The organism is Streptosporangium sp. NPDC002544 (assembly GCF_040295965.1).
Classification (GTDB): domain Bacteria; phylum Actinomycetota; class Actinomycetes; order Streptosporangiales; family Streptosporangiaceae; genus Streptosporangium.
In genome coordinates this window covers 92,708-109,525 of sequence record NZ_JBEOWJ010000018.1, presented here as the reverse complement: position 1 = coordinate 109,525, position 16,818 = coordinate 92,708, and the positions used below count along the sequence as shown (strand labels likewise).

General features: G+C 61.4%; 15 protein-coding genes. 10 read left to right on the top strand and 5 right to left on the bottom strand.

Features of this window, described 5'->3' with window-relative positions; genetic code table 11:
* The first annotated feature begins 230 nt into the window (after window positions 1–230).
* From ABT061_RS26460 to ABT061_RS26440, 5 genes are all read left to right on the top strand, one after another.
* Window positions 231–3,260, top strand: a complete 3,030-nt coding sequence (locus tag ABT061_RS26460) for an AfsR/SARP family transcriptional regulator (protein WP_350922723.1) — start codon at window positions 231–233, stop codon at window positions 3,258–3,260.
* Window positions 3,261–3,540: 280 nt separating this feature from the next.
* Window positions 3,541–8,277, top strand: a complete 4,737-nt coding sequence (locus ABT061_RS26455; protein WP_350922721.1) for a LamG-like jellyroll fold domain-containing protein — start codon at window positions 3,541–3,543, stop codon at window positions 8,275–8,277.
* A 53-nt stretch (window positions 8,278–8,330) separates the two neighbouring features.
* The gene (locus ABT061_RS26450; RefSeq protein ID WP_350922718.1) at window positions 8,331–8,801 is read left to right on the top strand and encodes a hypothetical protein; all 471 of its coding nucleotides are present in this window, start codon (window positions 8,331–8,333) and stop codon (window positions 8,799–8,801) included.
* Between the two features lie 314 nt (window positions 8,802–9,115).
* Window positions 9,116–9,682, top strand: coding sequence for a class I SAM-dependent methyltransferase (locus ABT061_RS26445; RefSeq protein ID WP_350922716.1), 567 nt, complete (start codon window positions 9,116–9,118; stop codon window positions 9,680–9,682).
* Between the two features lie 511 nt (window positions 9,683–10,193).
* Window positions 10,194–10,907, top strand: coding sequence for a hypothetical protein (locus ABT061_RS26440; RefSeq protein ID WP_350922714.1), 714 nt, complete (start codon window positions 10,194–10,196; stop codon window positions 10,905–10,907).
* Here ABT061_RS26440 and ABT061_RS26435 read toward each other — a convergent pair.
* Complete coding sequence (locus tag ABT061_RS26435) at window positions 10,872–11,129, bottom strand: DUF6461 domain-containing protein (RefSeq protein WP_350922711.1); 258 nt, start codon at window positions 11,127–11,129, stop codon at window positions 10,872–10,874. The two genes, ABT061_RS26440 and ABT061_RS26435, sit on opposite strands and share 36 nt — an antisense overlap.
* Window positions 11,130–11,245: 116 nt before the next feature.
* Here ABT061_RS26435 and ABT061_RS26430 point away from each other — a divergent pair, with 116 nt between their 5' ends.
* Window positions 11,246–11,818, top strand: coding sequence for a hypothetical protein (locus tag ABT061_RS26430; RefSeq protein ID WP_350922709.1), 573 nt, complete (start codon window positions 11,246–11,248; stop codon window positions 11,816–11,818).
* Between the two features lie 179 nt (window positions 11,819–11,997).
* On the opposite strand, the gene ABT061_RS26425 is transcribed toward ABT061_RS26430, so the two are convergent.
* Together ABT061_RS26425 and ABT061_RS26420 are read right to left on the bottom strand one after the other, a co-directional pair.
* Window positions 11,998–12,300, bottom strand: coding sequence for a hypothetical protein (locus tag ABT061_RS26425; protein WP_350922706.1), 303 nt, complete (start codon window positions 12,298–12,300; stop codon window positions 11,998–12,000).
* Between the two features lie 298 nt (window positions 12,301–12,598).
* Window positions 12,599–12,820 (bottom strand): DUF397 domain-containing protein, encoded by a 222-nt coding sequence (locus tag ABT061_RS26420; RefSeq protein WP_350922704.1) that lies wholly within the window; start codon window positions 12,818–12,820, stop codon window positions 12,599–12,601.
* 63 nt (window positions 12,821–12,883) lie between these two features.
* Between ABT061_RS26420 and ABT061_RS26415 the strand changes: the two genes are divergently transcribed.
* Window positions 12,884–13,426 carry a hypothetical protein gene (locus ABT061_RS26415; RefSeq protein ID WP_350922702.1) on the top strand — a complete coding sequence of 181 codons (543 nt, stop codon included), beginning with the start codon at window positions 12,884–12,886 and terminating at the stop codon, window positions 13,424–13,426.
* A gap of 350 nt (window positions 13,427–13,776) precedes the next feature.
* Window positions 13,777–14,436, top strand: a complete 660-nt coding sequence (locus tag ABT061_RS26410; protein ID WP_350922699.1) for a hypothetical protein — start codon at window positions 13,777–13,779, stop codon at window positions 14,434–14,436.
* A gap of 232 nt (window positions 14,437–14,668) precedes the next feature.
* Here the strand turns inward: ABT061_RS26410 and ABT061_RS26405 are convergent, their stop codons facing one another.
* Together ABT061_RS26405 and ABT061_RS26400 are read right to left on the bottom strand one after the other, a co-directional pair.
* Entirely contained in the window at window positions 14,669–14,890 is a 222-nt protein-coding gene (locus ABT061_RS26405; protein ID WP_350922697.1) for a DUF397 domain-containing protein, read from the bottom strand.
* Complete coding sequence (locus tag ABT061_RS26400) at window positions 14,872–15,699, bottom strand: helix-turn-helix domain-containing protein (protein WP_350922695.1); 828 nt, start codon at window positions 15,697–15,699, stop codon at window positions 14,872–14,874. The genes ABT061_RS26405 and ABT061_RS26400 overlap by 19 nt, the downstream gene beginning before the upstream one ends.
* A gap of 252 nt (window positions 15,700–15,951) precedes the next feature.
* On the opposite strand from ABT061_RS26400, the gene ABT061_RS26395 reads away from it, so the two are divergent.
* On the top strand, window positions 15,952–16,371 hold the full coding sequence (locus tag ABT061_RS26395; protein WP_350922692.1) for an ATP-binding protein: 420 nt from the start codon (window positions 15,952–15,954) through the stop codon (window positions 16,369–16,371).
* Window positions 16,368–16,607: a hypothetical protein gene (locus ABT061_RS26390; protein WP_350922690.1), complete on the top strand. Its 240-nt coding sequence runs from the start codon at window positions 16,368–16,370 to the stop codon at window positions 16,605–16,607. Before ABT061_RS26395 ends, ABT061_RS26390 begins: the two co-directional genes overlap by 4 nt.
* The last annotated feature ends 211 nt before the right edge of the window (window positions 16,608–16,818 follow it).

Sequence of the window (16,818 nt, the reverse complement as noted above, 5' to 3'; positions counted from 1 at the left end):
CCGAATACCTTCCGATCCGTATAAAGCAGCGAAAACGATCCTCGTGAGGATCTGGAAGAGGTTTCGCCACCTCGTTTTTCGTAAATATCTTGATCTTGTATGGTTTGACGCGCCACATCAGCGTATTACGGCGACACGAAGACGGTGTGACTGTATGCGCATGCGTCGGAACAGTACGCCAAGATTGCCCTGCCTTTTGAGAGGCGTAGAGGGAATTCGGAAAGGGAGACATGGAGTTTCGCGTACTCGGACCGGTGGGGATCTGGCGTGACGAGCGATTCGTATCAATCGTCGGGCAGAAACAGCGGACCCTGCTGGCAGTCCTGGTGCTGAACGCGAACCGCGTGGTCTCACATGACCGACTGCTGGTCGCGCTGTGGGGAAGTGCCGTCCCCGCCTCCGGACGGCGGCTGCTCCACAACCATCTGTGGTCCCTGCGCCGTCTACTGGGTGATATCGCCGCTCTCGCGAGCTCACCCGCGGGGTACGCGTTACAGATCCCCGCCGGTTCCTCAGACCTTGACGTCTTCGACACCAAAGTGGAACAGGCTCGGACAGCCTTGTCCGCAGGTGATGCCGTACAGGCGGCGGAGCGGTTCCGCGAGGCCCTGTCGCTCTGGCGTGGTCCTGCGCTCGCCGGTACTCACCCCGAGTTCCAGCTGACCGAAGGTCCCGGATTGGAAGAACGGCGGATCGTCACTCTCACCGAGCGAATCGACGTCGATCTCGCCCTGGGCGGGAACTCGGAACTCATCGCCGAGCTAAGGCGATTCGTTGCCGAGAATCCACTGCATGAAAAATTTCGCGGCCAGTTGATGCTCGCCCTCTACCGTGCGGGGCGGGCAGCGGAAGCGTTGAAGGAATACAGGCTCGCGCACCGGTACTTCCGGAACGAGTTGGGGTTGGAGCCGGGAGAGGACTTGGCCGGCCTTCATCAGGCGATTCTCTCGGCTGATCCGTCACTCGATCCGGAGCCAAGGCATCTCGAAACGTCTGCCGCTCCACGCTTGCTGTCGATTCCCCGCCAGTTGCCCTCCGACATTGCCCGCTTCACCGGTAGGAAGGACGATCTGCGGCAACTGGACCTGATGCTGTCCACGGGTGAAGGCGGTATCCCGGCGATGGTGATCACCTCCATCGCCGGTACGGCGGGAATCGGGAAGACCGCGCTCGCGACACACTGGGGACACCGGGTGGCCGGACTGTTTCCCGATGGGCAGTTGTACGTGAATCTTCATGGCTATTCACAGGGGCAGCCCGTAGAGGCGGCACAGGCACTGCATCGCCTCCTGCGCGGACTGGGTGTGGCCGTGGAGGAAATTCCGAAGGAGGCAGATGAACGGGAGACCCTCTATCGGTCGCTCCTGGCCGACAGGCGGGTTCTCGTCGTGCTCGACAACGCGGCGAGTCCCGATCAGGTCCGCCCGCTGCTCCCCGGCTCGCCTTCGTGCAAGGTGGTCATCACCAGCCGGGATTCCTTGCGAGGGCTCTGGGTCACTCACGATGTTCGCGGTATGACTCTCGATGTCCTCTCGGCCGACGAGGCGCGGGATCTGCTCGTGGCCATCCTGGGAACCGAGCGGACCCGCGGAGAAGCCGAGGCGCTGTCCCAGCTGGCCGGTCTCTGTGGTCACCTGCCTCTGGCGCTGCGCCTGGCCGCGGCTCACCTCGCAGGCCAGCCGAGCCTGTCCATTGACGACATGGTGGCGAGGCTCCGGAATGAGAACCCGCTGGTCGCCCTGGAGATCGGAGAGGATCCGCATACCGGGGTTCGCGCCGCTTTCGAGCTTTCCTATCGAGCGTTACCCGAAACCGCTCGGCGGGTCTTTCGGCTGATGGGCTTCCATCCCGGACCCGACATCGGCGTCGACGCCGTTCTGGTCCTGGTGGGTCTGCCTTCCGGCGAGGGGCGATCGGCGATCGACAGGCTTGTCGCAGCCCACCTGATCCAGCGGGGGGATGGGGGACGGCTGGCGATGCACGATCTGGTACGTGTCTACGCGCGCGACCGCAGCGAACTTGACGATCGGGCGGTCGACCGGTGCGACGCGTTGTCACGTCTCTTCGACTGGTATTTGTACACGGCCGACGGGGCTATGAACCTCTTCGACCCAGGTCGGCTCAGCATGCTGACGGACATTCCAGCCGAACACAGTTGTAAGAAGGTGTTCGGCCGACCCGAGGCGGCTGCCTCCTGGTTGGACGAGGAATATCCGTCACTCGTTTCGATGATTTCCTACTGCGCTGTTCAAGGCTGGCGGGACCATGCCTGGAAGATTGCGCGAACCCTATCTCGTTTCTTCTATATGAACGATCGTATAGATGATTGGATCACTACTCATCGGATCAGCCTTGCCGCAACCCGGGAACTCGGTGACCTGCATGGCGAAGCCGAAGTGCTGGGCTCCCTGGGATACGCCTATATTTTTGTTGGAAAGTATGACGACTATCTGGAGCTTCAGCAGCGGGCTCTGTCCCTGCGGCGTGCGACAGAAGACCGCAGAGGTGAAGCAAAGGCATTACGTGACATCGGTTACGGTCTTATCCGTACAGGGCGGCCGGGCGAGGCGATTGAAATCTGCCGACAGTCTCTCGCGATCGAACGAGCACTCGGCGAACGTCCTGACGGGCAAGGCGCGCTGTACCATCTGGCGATAGCATACCTACAGGTAGGGCGGCTTGAGGAGGCTGTTGAGAGCCTGCAGGAGTGCCGTTCCTACGTGCGGAAGGAGGATAGTCGGCATAAAGATGCCTACATTCTCCTGTACCAAGGAGACGCCTATCTGCGGCTCGGCCGGATCGACGAGGCTTTGAAATGTCATACGGAAGCCCTTCGGATCGGACGAGAGATGAAGAATCCTCGCCTTGAAGCGGATGCCATCAATAACCTCGGCAGGGATCACGGACGGAACGGACTTCACGCCAAGGCGATCGAGTATCACGAGAAGGCTCTCGCTCAGGTAAGGGAGTTGCGTGACCGAGAGCTCGAATGTGAAATTCTTTGCGACCTGAGTCATACCCTCCTTGCCGACGGCAATCCGATCGAGGCCGTGAAGCACTCTCGGGCCGCCCTGCAGTTGGCCACGGATCTGAAGTACGTCTACTTCCAAGGGTACGCGCACAAGGGGATTGCCGAAGCCATGGAAGCCCTAGGTGAAAAGGAAGAGTTCAAGATTCACCTAGAGAAAGCCCTTGCCGTTTTCGCCCCGATGGGAATTCCCGAGGCGGATGCTGTCGCCGAACGGTTGGCGGCGCTCTGAATAAATGCTCGACAGGGCATTCCTGTATCGCGATCCCCGGGGCGGTGCTCCAAGTCCCAGGCGATCTCAAGGTTCATCCTGATCCGTTGGCCGATCGCCGCCTTGACCAGGGGCTCTCCCGCTGGGCGCGGATGCGTGATCCACGGGCGGAACGTTTGACGGTGCTCTGCGGCGGACGTCGACGCACATGCCCTCGCTGTTGGGCGGATGAAGCCTGAGCGCGACCAAGATCGCGACATTTTGCCAGACAAGATCAATAGCACTGTCCGGGATCCTTGCCGTGATCATCTTCGGCCGGGCTCTCTCGTTCCCCGCCCGGCCGTTCAATCTCCCTTTCACGATGGAGGAACCGGTGGGGTTTCCCTTACCGAACCGTCCTTTCGCGCCGCCCCCACGGCGCGGACCGAACAGACGGGTCACGACCACGGTCGTGACCGTCTCGGCCCTGGCCGCCTCGCTCCTGGTGTCGGGCGGCGCTCTGCCCGCCCAGGCCGACCCGACACCCACGCCGGCCCCTTCGGCGCCGGTCCAGACGCCGTTTCCCCGCCCGGAGGACCCCGACGCTCCGCTGCGCGCGGCGGTCGCGGAGGCCAGGAAGCAGAACAAGCCGGTCGAGGCCACAGGCGCGTTCACCGAGACCGCACGCACCTGGGCCTTCCCGGACGGCAGCCTGAAGACGGAGTCGTACTCCGGTCCCACCCAGGTCAAGCAGGACGACGGCACGTGGGCGTGGATCGACACCACGCTGGTGGAGAAGGACGGCGTCCTCAAGCCCAAGGTGGGCAAGGCCGACCTCGCCTTCTCCCTCGGCGGCGGTGACGTCCCGTTCGCGGTGATGAAGCGGGACGCGAAACAGAGCCTCAGCCTCTCCTGGGACGGGGAACTGCCCCGCCCGGTGGTGAAGGGCAACGTCGCCACCTACCCGGACGCCGCAGGACCCGGGGCCGACCTGGTCGTCACAGCGCTGCCCACCGGCTTCCGGCACGATGTGGTGCTGCGCGAGCGCCCCAAGGGGCCGTTGGAGATCCGCATCCCGGTGGAGTCGCCGGAGTTGACCCTCACCAAGTCCAAGCAGGGCGGCCTGCAGCTCACCGACGGCAAGGACAAGGTCATCGCCCAGGCGCCGCGACCGGTGATGTGGGACAGCGCGGGCGACGGCGCGGGCTCGCGGAGTGCCCCGATCGCCACCTCCGTCGTCGATGACGGCGGCAAACGGACGCTGGTCCTCAAACCTGACGCCGGCTGGCTGGCGGACCCCGCCACCACCTTCCCGGTCGTGGTGGACCCCACCTCCACCCTCACCGTCAAGACCGACACGCTGCTGTCCAGCGGCGCGGACTGCAACACCAACGACCAGCCGGGTGCCACGCTGCTGAAGGTCGGCGCGGCCTACCACGGCTGCAACGGGGTGGATGCGGTCAACTACTGGCGCTCGTACCTGAGGTTCGACGTCGCCGGCCTGGCGAACAAGCCCATCATCTCCTCCACCATGCAGCTGTGGCGCACCGAGTCACCCGCCTGCCATCTGCGCGGCGACGGCAAGGTCTACGCCGGCCAGGTCAACGCCAACTGGACCACGGGCAGGATGACCTGGTCCAACAAGCCCGGCACCGTCGACTTCGTGGCCACCCCCTGCCCGACCACGAACGTCCTCACCCCCGGCGTCATGACCTGGCCGATCACCAACTGGGTCAAGGCCTGGGCCGGAGGCCAGCCCAACTACGGCGTCGAGCTCAAGGGGCCCAGCGAGAGCGTCGACCGCTACAGCGGCTACTCGGCGGTCTTCCACTCCGCGGAGATGACCGGCACCGGCGCCACCCCACCCAAGCTGATCACCCAGTACATCCTGCCGCCGGAGATCCCCACGGTCACCGCCGAGTCGGTCGACTCCATGGACGGCGAGCATGCGATCGTGCGTGAGAGCTCGGCCAAGGTCGGCTACAAGAGCACCTCCGTCGACGGCAGGAACATCGACTACTACGTCTCCGTCGTCGACTCCACCGCCCCGCTCCCGACCTGGACCACGGGCGGCGGCGAGGTCGGCAAGTGGAGCTTCACCGAGGGGACCGGGGGCACCGATTCCAGCGGCAAGGGCAACACGCTGGTCTTCATCGCCAACCGCTACTCGTGGATCAACGGCAAGGACGGCAAGGCCCTGTTCCTCAACGGCACCGCCGGCAACCCGTCCACCGCCTCCACCGAAGCCCCGGTGCTGCGCACCGACAAGAGCTTCTCCGCGGCCGGTTGGGTACGCCTGGACGTCGGGACCAACACCATCCCGCTGATCAGCCAGAGCGGTACCGTCAACAGCGCCTTCACCGTCGGCTACACCACCACCGGTGGCAAGTGGAACATGCAGATGTACCACGACAACACCGCCGGCAGTGCGGTGACGGAGATCAAGTCCTCCGCGGCGGCGCAGATCGGCACCTGGACCCACCTGGCCGGCGTCTACGACGCCGCCGCCAAGAAGATCCGCCTGTACGTCAACGGCGTCCAGGCCGCGGAAGCCGACTACACCGCCACCCCCTGGCAGGCCGACCAGATCTTCGAACTCGGCAACGGCAAACACGCGGGAATCGGCTACTCCTCGGTCAAGGCCGCCTACGACGAGATCCGCGCCTACGACCGGGCCCTGAGCCCCACCGAAATCCAGTGGATGCTCAACCTCACCCCGCCCACCAACGCCAACCTGCCCTCCGGCCAGGCCGCGTCCATCACCTACGACGTCAGCAACGTCGACAGCTTCAAGATCTCCGTCCGAGCCTGCATCAACGGCGCCACCCCCCTCACCTGCAGCGAAAGCCCTTACTACCGAATCACCACCGACGCGCCTTACCTACCGATCCAACCTCAGACGCTGCTGACCGATCCATTACATCCCATTCTCTCTGCAGTGGTTTCTCGCCCTTCAGGCGGCCCTGTGACGGGTAAGTTCTACTTGTACGATGTGGCAGGTAATCCAGTTGGTGCCAGTCCCCTTGGGTACGGGACCGTTGATGGCGGCAAGCGTATTTCGATGAGGGTTCCGGACGACACCGTCAGGTCTGGGGCAACGTACAAGTGGCAGATCCAAGCATGTGTCGAGGATTTTTGCACGGCAAAAACGGAACCTGAGTTCTTCACGGTGCCAGGTGAAGTGCAGCTTCCCGACATCGGCTCCGTATTAAAGATCAACCTCCGACAGGATAATTTCGTCATCAGGAGCGGTAAAAGTGGCGCGGATGCGTGCGACGGCTTGCCGTGTTCTCTCGCGGTTTCCACTACCGTAGAAGCTGGAGGTACGAACGCCCAGAAAACCTTGTCCGTCCTGAAGGTTAGCTTGGCTGACGTTCCAGAAGGAGCCATCCCCGTAAAAGCGACGCTACGGTTAGGCGGTCCGTCCTGTGGAGCCGAGACATGTCCAGCGGGAACGACTGTCGAGATCTCTCCGATCTCCGGTGACGTGACCTCGGAGACGAAGGCGTCGGATGTCCGCTCGATGCTTAACAGCGAGGCTGACTACTCGCTTCCGGCCGGGTCGCCGAGCGCTGAGATCGGGGAAAACATTCTGAGCTGGATGGTCGTTGAGTCGGACAGCGCCATACCGCTCAGCTATGGAGGCGGTGGTCAGATGGAGCTTGAGCTGTCCTACCTGCCTCCGACTGCCCCGAGTGAAGTGCGTGACCTTATGGTCAGGCCAGGCGACAAGAGTGCGTTGCTCGCGTGGGGATTTCCTTCCAACCCGGGCTCCACGGCGCTGATCGAGACATATGACGTCAATGTGCTGGATGTTAATGGGCAACTCATCAAGCAGTTGTCCGTCGGTGACGTGCAGGCGGCAATATCAGGCCTATTGACCGGAGCTAGGTACACGTTTCAGGTTCGCCCCAAATCTCGGTTCGGAGTCGGCCCCTGGAGGTCTGTGGAAGCCACCATTCCGCAGCCACCCCCATGTGACCCACAGGTTTTTACGAACGCCATCCGAGGTTTCGAGGAATCAAAAAACAGTCTCCTCCAAAACGATGCCCAGAGCGTGGCGGAAGTGACGAATAATAAGACTTACGGAGGCTTGGTAAAAGCAATCCTCTATACAAATGAATCAAACCTAACATGGTGGGCGGACAAGGCTGCAGAGAGAGGAATAGAGCAGCAAAGCTCACAGGTTTCGCTTGCGGACGTCCTGACTTTCCCGGTTGACGACACCTCTGTCGAGGTTCAGGCAACGGTCTCTCAGGACTATGTGTACGCGGGTGGTGTCGACACCGCCGTTCAGGAGACTTCTGAGGACCACGCGAAGTCCGTCCTTCGCTACGTATTCTCCGTGGATGGATGCGGTAACGTCCAGCTGAAGAACTCCACGAGTTGGGGGAATGTCATTTCGGTGACCCCGGACGTGAACGCATACCCCTCTGGGCAGCCGGGTGAGATGCCCACGGAGGGCATGGAGTTGCCGGTAGATGACGACGGCTTTCCTATCTACGAAGCCGGGAGTCTCCAGAGATCGTCATCGTCTCACGGTAGTGTGGATCGCATACGAGCAGCAGCATGGGCGGTCGATCACTTCAACGACCCCATGGTGTTCAAAGACAATGACTGCGCCAACTTCATTTCGCAGGCTCTGCATCATGGTGGCAGGGCGCGCATGTACGCGGATGGGATGATCTTCCATCCGTCGAAGAGAGACGACAACAGCGAGTGGTGGCAGACTTGGCCGTACCGATACATGAGTACCTACTCATGGTCCGGCGCCGACAACTTCTTCAAGCACTTTATGGTCACGAAAGGTCGCGCAGAGTGGGTCACATCCTGGAACAACGTCAGGGTTGGGGACGTCCTGCTGTGGGACTGGAGTGGCGGTAGTCTCGACATCGGTCATGTAGCGATAGTGAGTAATATAAGAAGTGGAACATGGAAGGGTGTAGAATACGCCCAGCACTCTGGTCCGTATCAGTACAGGCCGTTCGCTGTCTCTTTTCCGTTGGCTAAGAAACAGTATCCGAATGCCAAGGTGTTCGCCATCCGCGTTCTAAAGTGAAATAGTGCGGCCGCGAGAACGATCGCGGCCGCACTTTTCAGAAAGTGAGGTTCGTGAACTTCTCTGATATGAGGTCAACAGCGTTGACCGTTTTTGTTATTTTGGTGTCGATCTTGACATCATCGTGTTCCGTTTGCGATACGGACAAGCTCAGAGACATACCCATTCCTGCTGCGGGCTCCTCCCCTGATCGTGTGGTCAGAGCCTATCTGGATGCGCTCTCTGCCCGTGATATTGACACTATGCGAGCTATCTCCTCCGCAAATTTCTTTGAGCGGCAAGCAGGGGGTCCGGACGCCGCAATTTGCAACTTGATAAGTCTTGAAAAAATCAGTATTGGAACCCCGCATTCCGATGTGTATGGGCCGGGCGGGTATCGGCAGGTGAGAACAGTCTTAGTGAGTTTTGTCATGGAACAGCACGAAGAGGTATCGATGGAGAACGGCTGGAATGCGTGGGGATATATCCTTGGCAGGAATTCGGTGCATGAGCCCTGGCTAATTATTGATGCGGGTGTCGGGTAGGGGAGGATTTTCGTGGTGGCACAGCCGGCGCGATCATGTAACCTTCCTGGCGACCAAGAAGAACGCGCACTTCATCCTGATGGTGAAGAAGAACAAGCCAAGCTTGTATGCCCGGCTCAAACGGTTGTTATGGAAACAGGTTCCGGTCGCCGACCGGCAGTTCGACCGGGGACACAGCCGCGAGGAACGCCGCACGCTGAAGGCGGTGACAGTGAGATCCGGGCTGGCCTTTCCCTGCGCGACCCAGTCCATCCAAATCAAACGCCAGGTCAGAGATTTGAAGAAAGGCACCTGGCGGACCGTGATGTCGGCGTATGACCTCGTGTGCCGACGGGTACCGGGTCGAGTTGATCGACGTCGTGCCGTTGCATGTGAAGCGGGCGGCGCGGCTGGCCGGGGTCACCGCGTGGCAGGGGGACGCCAGGGAGTTGCCGCTTCCCGATGAGAGCGTGGACGCGGTGTTGCTGCTGGGCCCGCTCTATCATCTGGCCGAGCGGGCCGACCGGGTCCGGACACTGGCCGAGGTGGTCCGGGTGGTGCGGCCCAGTGGGTTGGTGGCCGCCGCGACTATCAGTCGTTACTTGGCTGTGCATGACACGATCTATCTGAGGTCGTACCTGCTGGAAGAGCAGCGGAAGATGGCGGATTCGGCCGCGGTGGACGGGGTCATACTCTCCTCGAACTCTGGGTTCACCGCCTACTGTCACGATCCTGACGAGGTCCCGGTGGAGTTCGCCGACGCGAGCCTTCCAGAGGCCGCCCGCTACGGCTTGGAGGGACCTTTCTCCCTGTACGGCGATATCAACGACTGGCTTGACGATCCGGATCGCCGAGCTCTCATGCGCGATGCGCAGCGCCGCCTGGAATCGGTCCCCTCGTAGCTGGAAGGTGCGTTGGAGATTGCCGAATCACGGACTATAGGCATGACTTCGAAGCGATCCTGAACCTAAGTTTCAAGGGCAGTGAAGGCGATACCCTCCACAGAAGCGTTATCATCAGTCACGACTGCCTGATTCATCGCAAGCAAAGGGTTTCGCACACTGCAGAATATCGATGCCTGCAGCGCATAACCTCTTCCGGCGTCTCGAAAGAGAACCAATCTCTTCCTCCCGTTGAGGAGTAGACAGCAGAACTCGCTAGGTTAACGAATCCAAAGTGAGAATGTGCCCTTCTGTCTCCGGAAAGGGCGCACTCTCTTGAGTGGCTGGCACTAATAGCTTCCGTACATCGTAATCGCGGAGCGATATAATCATTCAATTAGGGGCTAAAATTAGAAAGTTTTCTATTATTGTTACGATGGTACTGTTATCGGCTGCTGTCGTAGGAATTTCCGCAAAGACAGGCCGATCAGACAGGCAATCGGCTCCTTGCGAGAGATTCAGGCTCGTTTACATGTCGAGCTTGGCGGCTGCCTATCCTGACTACAATGTCAGCTGGTCGGCTTATGACCATAATCACGTCTGCTTCGATGAAGAGTATGGGATAGAATTCCTTCCCTGGGTCGGAGTTTCACCGAGACTCGTCAGTGTCAATTCGCTACGCCCGATGTACACGGTAGACCTCGCTTCGAGCTCCATTACACCTGGTCTCGGGCCGTGGAGGATGACTGATGCGATCCAGTCGCTTGAGAACCCGCAGGCCTGGCCATCGAAAACCGAATTAATAGGAAATATTAAGGATCTGGGCGTCGAGGTTACGGTCAAGGTCGTCATTAGGCTGGCAAAGCCGTTGACCGAGGCCAAAGCGCGAGGGCTGGCCTCAAATCCGGAAGTGTTTCTATTTGCTCCTCGAGGCGACGACGTAAATCCGATTAGCTGGGATTTGAGTACTGTCAGTCATTCCTGTGCCGGCCGTCGCGGTTTCGACTTTTGCCAGGAAGCGCAGTCCGCTGTGGCGAGTTTTCAAAAGTGGGTGTCACTACTGCATCCTAGTGACAACTCGGCACTTGGGATCTTCGGCTTAAGTCTCTCTGAACTACAAGAGCAGGCAGCGGACGTGCGCATCCATGGAATCATCGTGCAGGATTCCCCAGAGGTAATACTAAGAATTCTAAAAGAACCCTCTGTTGCGTCAGCGAGCATTGTGGACATGGAAACCTATAAGTGAGGATTTTTTCATTCTGATGGCTGGACGGCAAGGCCAGCGGAGAACGGTGCCCCCGTGAAGCCCGCAGGAGCTTGCAGCAGAGTGATCCACTGGCTGCGGCCAACCCGGCGAGGGTCGCGGACAGTGGGTTTTGCTCATCGCTTCGGGAACGACTCCACAGAGGTAGGTGGACTTCTCCAGCAGCTGCGGTGTCAGCGTGATCCCGGTGAGATGCTCGGCCAAGAGGAGCGTCGGCCCTTCGTAGTGGAGCGGGCAGAGCCTGCTGCGGAGCTGGAGACCACTTCACAAGATCAGCGACAGAGCCGAACCTTCCTCACACCTGCCGGGTCAAAGCCGGCATGAACAAGATTCAGAAGCTTGCCCTCCTGTCCGTACTGCCCGTCGCCGCGGCTCTGATAGCGCTCCCCGCCCAGGCCGCGGAGCGCCCCGCCTGCCCGGTCCCGACCAAGGCGGAGGCGAAGCGGTCGTCCGGCACCAAGACCGACAAGCCGCCCAGGGGCGTCACCGCCATCAAGGGGGTCCGCGTCAACCGCATCCCGAAGGGCTTCACGTACGGCCAGGTCGTCGTCAACAAGCACGATGGCATCACCGAGTACGGCTACCAGTGGAGTGACGACCGTTCCGACACGGATCCCCGGCAGCGGTCGCTGTGGGTCAGGGTGGTGTGCTGGCCGAAGGCGAGCGAGCCGGCGCAGCTCAAGAACGCGCCGTTCGACATCGGGACGTTCTCCGGTGACACGAAGACCGTGAAGATCGGCGGCCGTCAGGTACTCACCCAGGTGGGTGACGGCGCGCTGGGCCACGGCCGGTATGCGGGCTGGGTCGAGCGCGAGGGCGTCGTCGTCACCGTGATGGCCAGCCGGCCCCTCGTACCCGAGCTGGCGAAGATTATCAAGGGCATCAAGCTCTGAGCCGGCCGACCTCGCCGTCCACGCGCAGCTGCGGGGTGCCGTCCAGCAGGGGGATCTGCGGCGCGTCCGCCCCGATGTGCCAGTCCTGCACCGGCACCAGGCCGAGCCCGATCAGCTCGAACCCCTCAAATCAGAGGGAAAGGGGCAGTGCCCGCTGATATCCGGCCTTCCGCCTTCTTTCAGTCTTCGCCGTGATAGGCGCGCAGTTCGCGGCGTACCTGATGACGGCTGCGGCGGCGCTCTTCGCGCCGGAAGTAGTACCACTCTCGGCCCCCGTCGCCATAGCTGAACAGGTGGTAGGCGTAGGCGGTGGCGCTCCAGTAACAGCCGCTCGTGCGCTGGCTCAGGGACGCGTTGTTGGCGGTGATCTCGTCCGGCAGCGTGCACGGCCCGAACCGATGATCATGTACGGGCAGGCAGGTCGCCATCGGCGCGTCGGCCATCCGCACCCACCAGGGCCGGGTCTTGTCGGTCTTGCTCATACGGTCACCTTTCGGCTCCATGACGCCCCGGGTTGGGGCTGTCATAAGACCGGATGCATCGTGACCACCTCCGACTTCGCGCACGATATATCGGGACCGAAAGCGACGTTGCCGCTCAGAGAAACTGATTTCGACGTTACTACAAGCGGCAGGAGCGCGCGTTACGCACTGCTGATGACACGGGCCCGAGTGGAGGGCCTACGGGAGGCTCAAAGACCGACACCCGACCGCTGGAACGATCGGGTGCGTCTGATCCTCGGAGAAAGACGAAGTCGAAAGCCTGGAGTGGTCCTGCAGGTCAGTCGAAGTGGCCCGACTTAACGGCACTGAGGAAGGTACGCCATTCGGTCGGGGTGAAGGTGAGGGCTGGGCCGGTGGGGTTCTTGCTGTCGCGGACGGCGATGGCTCCGGGGAGGTTGCCGGCGACTTCGACGCAGTTTCCACCGCTGTCGCCGCTGAGGGAACTCTTCTTCCAGGCGGCCTTGAAAAGGTCAAGGCCGGCTAGGGCTGTTGCTTCCATGATCACCTCGTATCGGTCATAATCAGGATCGAAAATTAAGTACCTGCGGTGTGTGGAGGGAACGTGAAAGACGCATCCTCTCATCGGGGAGAGCCAAAGTCTCCGTTCTGGCTGCGTTGGGTTCCTGAGGAAATCGCAGGGACCTATGCCTTGTCCGTGGTCTCCTTGGCTACGTTGACCTCGGAGGGGGTTCTGGGCGACCACCTTTACGGTTATCTCTTGATGGGGTTTATGGCACTCCCTTTCTTTATCGCCGAAGCTGCCACAGGTCTTGCGATGGAGAGCCTGACCCCTCAGGTTCTCACCAGTGGTGCCGCGGAGTGGGTGTCGTTGCTCTGGCCGGGGTTACTTCAGGCTCTGCTGCTGTGGTGGCTTCTGCGTCGGGGAAGGCATTCGGTGCGCAGCGAGCGCTGGGGGCGACTGCTCGCCACACTGACGACATTCCTGGTGATCGTCTCAGGAGTGGTCGTTATTTTCGATCAGTGGGCTCCTCGTCGGCCGGGAGGAATTCCGTTGCTTGTTCTGGGAGTTCTGCAGGCTTTCTTCGTGTTCAGGTACGTCTATAAACGCTCGTTCGCAGCGCCGCTGCCCAAAGTGGACTCTTGACCGGGAGTGGCCGAAATTCATTCGATAGATCATCGTCGCGGAACACGTTGGGAGTTGTCGAGGGCTGTGTGGTCTAGCCAGACGAACCTTAGAGGTTGGAGACACACCCACCACCCGGAACATCATTGGTTCGGTTCGCGGAAGCTGGCCAGAGCATGACTAATTTACGGCTCAATGTGATAATCGGCGTCACGCTTCTGATCCTTTCGGTGATCGGGATCGCTGTCTTTGATGTTCTGAGAGCTGAAATAGGTCCGTGGGGGCGATATTCTGAGGTGGACCGTGCTCGCCGTGTTCTGGTGCCCGCGTTCGCTGTGACACACCCGGGATACCATGTGGATTTCTTTGGGATGGACGACAACGACTTTGATATCCGTCCGGCAGGCGGGACGTTTTCCATGGTGCTCAGCGCTCGCTCGCCGTATCTCAAATCCACGCCGCAACGGAATGGTTTCCCGGTCACGATCAAGCTGGGATCGTCGATGTCCGTAGAGGAACCTCAACTGGACAGAACACTGATGGTCCAGCAGATAGGCGAGATCGGTGGCCAAGGTGGGGGCGCCAAGGACGGGACCCGAAACCTGTTGCGAAGCCTCGGGCCGTCCTTGCTGGCCACAGTGGTCATCGACCTTGCCGCTCCGGTGGACGAGAAGACCGTCAAGACGATCTGGACTGACAGGATCGACGCGGTCATTCTCGGATCTGCTGGGGGAGCAGCCAGAAGCCCGATCACTTGGGCCGGCGGCGCCTGTGGCGCGATGGGGTTCGACTGCGGTTCGGCCAGTGACTCGCGTTTGGGAGAGTTCCGACAGTGGGTCGCCGGACTCGAAGAAGACGATAATGCCGCGCTTCGAGCATTCGGACTGGATCTGTACGAGCTGCGTAAACGCGCTGATGACGGCCTGATTCATGGTCTCGTCGTTACGGCAAGTCCGGATGACCTCCAGAAAGTTCTCAAGGATTCGCGGGTGCGATGGATGCGCATGGCCGACGTGTTCATCGACAGGTGATTCCGGCAGAACTTTCCTTGATCAGCTATGGCAGGTCAGGATCTCACCTGCCAAGCCTGTGGGTTGGCGAGCTCCGTTTGCCTTCCGGGAACTGAACACCGTCACCGGGGAGCCGTGCCCCGCCTCAAAACGGCACCCGACCGTTGGGGCGGTCGGGTGCGTATGGTTTTGAGGCGAGAGCGGATCTCCGAGCAGGTATTCGAGATCCAGCCGCAAAGAGCGGTCTTGCCGGTCAGTCGAAGTGACCGGACTTTACGGCATTGAGGAAGGTACGCCATTCGGTCGGGGTGAAGGTGAGGGCTGGGCCGGTGGGGTTCTTGCTGTCGCGGACGGCGATGGCTCCGGGGAGGTTGCCGGCGACTTCGACGCAGTTTCCACCGCTCTCGCCGCTGAGGGAGCTCTTCTTCCAGGCGGCCTTGGAGAGGTCGAGGCCGGTCAGATCTGTTGCTTCCATTGGTCCCTCGCTTCTTTGATCATCTCTAGCGACTGGCTGGGACGAAGTGCCTCTGTTCGGATCCTGTCATATCTATCCCAGACGACACTTACCAGACTGTGCTCCGCTGAAACTTCGCCTTCCCCGGCTGACTCTACGGAGACGGCGGTCGGCGCATCCGAGAGTTCGGCGAGAACGAATCCGGACAGCAGCCCTGTCGTGCAGCAGGTGTCGTGGGGAACGATCTGCACCTTCACGTTCTGCCAGTCGGCGGCGGCGGCGAGATGGTCGAGTTGCTCGTACATGACCTCCGGACCTCCCATAGGGCGGCGAAGCACCCACTCGTCGAGAAGCGCCCACAGGATGGTCGGGGTCTCCCTTTTGAAGATCAGCTGTCGTCGGATGCGAGCGCTGACCTGGTTTTCGACCTCCTGTTCCGAGGCCGCCAGGCCGCCACGGACAACGGCCCGCGCGTAGTTCTCCGTCTGGAGCAGGCCGGGGACCAGGAGCGGGTCCCAGCAGCGCAGCACGCGGGCGCGGGGTTCGATCTCTTCGGACCATCTGAGGAACCAGCGCGGCCCGGTGGGGGCGGTGATGTTCCGGCAGAGGTGGGTGAAGTGGTCGTCCGTCTTGAAGAACTTGTCGCAGCGGGCCGCCAGGTCAAGGCTGGGGTTCCGGTTGCCGATCTCGATGTGGCCGATGAGCGACGACGAGACGCCCAGGTGAGTGCCGAGCCGGGTCTGTGACAGACCCGCCTCCCTGCGGGCCCGTGCCAGCTCGCGGCCGAAGCGCTGGGCCGGTGTCAGTCGCGGGTCGAGGTCGTTTCCCATGTCATCTCTCCAACGTTTTGACGACGTCGGCCGTCAAATAAATGACAAATGGCTACACCATATGTAGGGGGTCGTCGTTCATTTGTCGGTCGATTCTTTCTGTAATGGCAGCCTAACTCTGTGCACTCTATGGTGCCAAGCCTTTATCCGGACGATGTCAAGGAACTAAATGGACAATTCGCCCGGTTAACGGAGACATTGTGACAGGCGAATTCATGACGTCTGTGACCTCGCAGGAATAGCGGTGATCCAATGGGCGCTGAAGCGGTTCCCGCGCTCGGTCTGCTGGGCAGTGTCGAACTGCCCGGAGTGGCCGAGTCGGTCGGCACGGCCCGGCGATACGTCAGGGGCGTGCTGGAGAACTCGGGCCGGCGGGATACGTACGACGCCGAGCTTCTGGTCAGCGAGCTGGTGTCGAACGCGGTAAGACACTCGGAGTCGGGACGCGCCGGCGGGCTGGTGACGATCGTGGTCGCGAACTGCGGCGAGACCGTCCAGATAGCGGTGGCCGACAAGGGCTCCGCCACCTGCGCGCCCGAGATCCCGGCCGAGCCGGACCAGGACGCCGAGGGCGGCCGTGGGCTCTGGCTGGTCAGTGAGGTGGCCCTGTCCTGGGGCTGGCACGAGGGTGCGGCGGGCCGCGTCGTCTGGTTCCGGATAGCACGGAGATGAGCGGCGCATCGGACGAGGAGAAAGGCCCGGGGACGATCGCCGTGCTGATCGTCCGCTACGGCAGGCACTGGCTCGTCTCCGAGGCGGCCGGAGGCGGTTATTACGCCGTACGTCGGCACAGCCTGTCCGAGGAGTTTCTCGGCAGGAATGACCTGTCCAACGTGATATGCGCGGCGACCCTCGGTGAAATGGCGCGCCGCCTGGCGGCCGAGAGGAAGCGCGAGAATCGATTCTGAAATCAAGCGGGCGAATCACCGCCCTCAGCCCGATCGCCCGATCCCGTGCGGCACGTTGTCGCTCGCCCGGCGATTTAAGTCGACGACTGGCTCGACGACCCCGAGCGCCGCGCTCTCATGCTCGACGCCCGGTGTCGCCTGGAGTAGGTTTTCTCCCCGCTGGGTGTCGCCGACAGCGACATCCACATGCGGGTCGTCAACGACTCGCTCG

Coding starts and splice junctions, on each gene's coding strand:
- ABT061_RS26460 (WP_350922723.1), top strand. CDS start 231: ATGGAGTTTCGCGTACTCGGACCGGTGGGGATCTGGCGTGACGAGCGA.
- ABT061_RS26445 (WP_350922716.1), top strand. CDS start 9,116: ATGACCTCGTGTGCCGACGGGTACCGGGTCGAGTTGATCGACGTCGTG.
- ABT061_RS26440 (WP_350922714.1), top strand. CDS start 10,194: ATGTCGAGCTTGGCGGCTGCCTATCCTGACTACAATGTCAGCTGGTCG.
- ABT061_RS26430 (WP_350922709.1), top strand. CDS start 11,246: ATGAACAAGATTCAGAAGCTTGCCCTCCTGTCCGTACTGCCCGTCGCC.
- ABT061_RS26425 (WP_350922706.1), bottom strand. CDS start 12,300: ATGAGCAAGACCGACAAGACCCGGCCCTGGTGGGTGCGGATGGCCGAC.
- ABT061_RS26420 (WP_350922704.1), bottom strand. CDS start 12,820: ATGGAAGCAACAGCCCTAGCCGGCCTTGACCTTTTCAAGGCCGCCTGG.
- ABT061_RS26410 (WP_350922699.1), top strand. CDS start 13,777: ATGGACGACAACGACTTTGATATCCGTCCGGCAGGCGGGACGTTTTCC.
- ABT061_RS26405 (WP_350922697.1), bottom strand. CDS start 14,890: ATGGAAGCAACAGATCTGACCGGCCTCGACCTCTCCAAGGCCGCCTGG.
- ABT061_RS26400 (WP_350922695.1), bottom strand. CDS start 15,699: ATGGGAAACGACCTCGACCCGCGACTGACACCGGCCCAGCGCTTCGGC.
- ABT061_RS26395 (WP_350922692.1), top strand. CDS start 15,952: ATGGGCGCTGAAGCGGTTCCCGCGCTCGGTCTGCTGGGCAGTGTCGAA.
- ABT061_RS26390 (WP_350922690.1), top strand. CDS start 16,368: ATGAGCGGCGCATCGGACGAGGAGAAAGGCCCGGGGACGATCGCCGTG.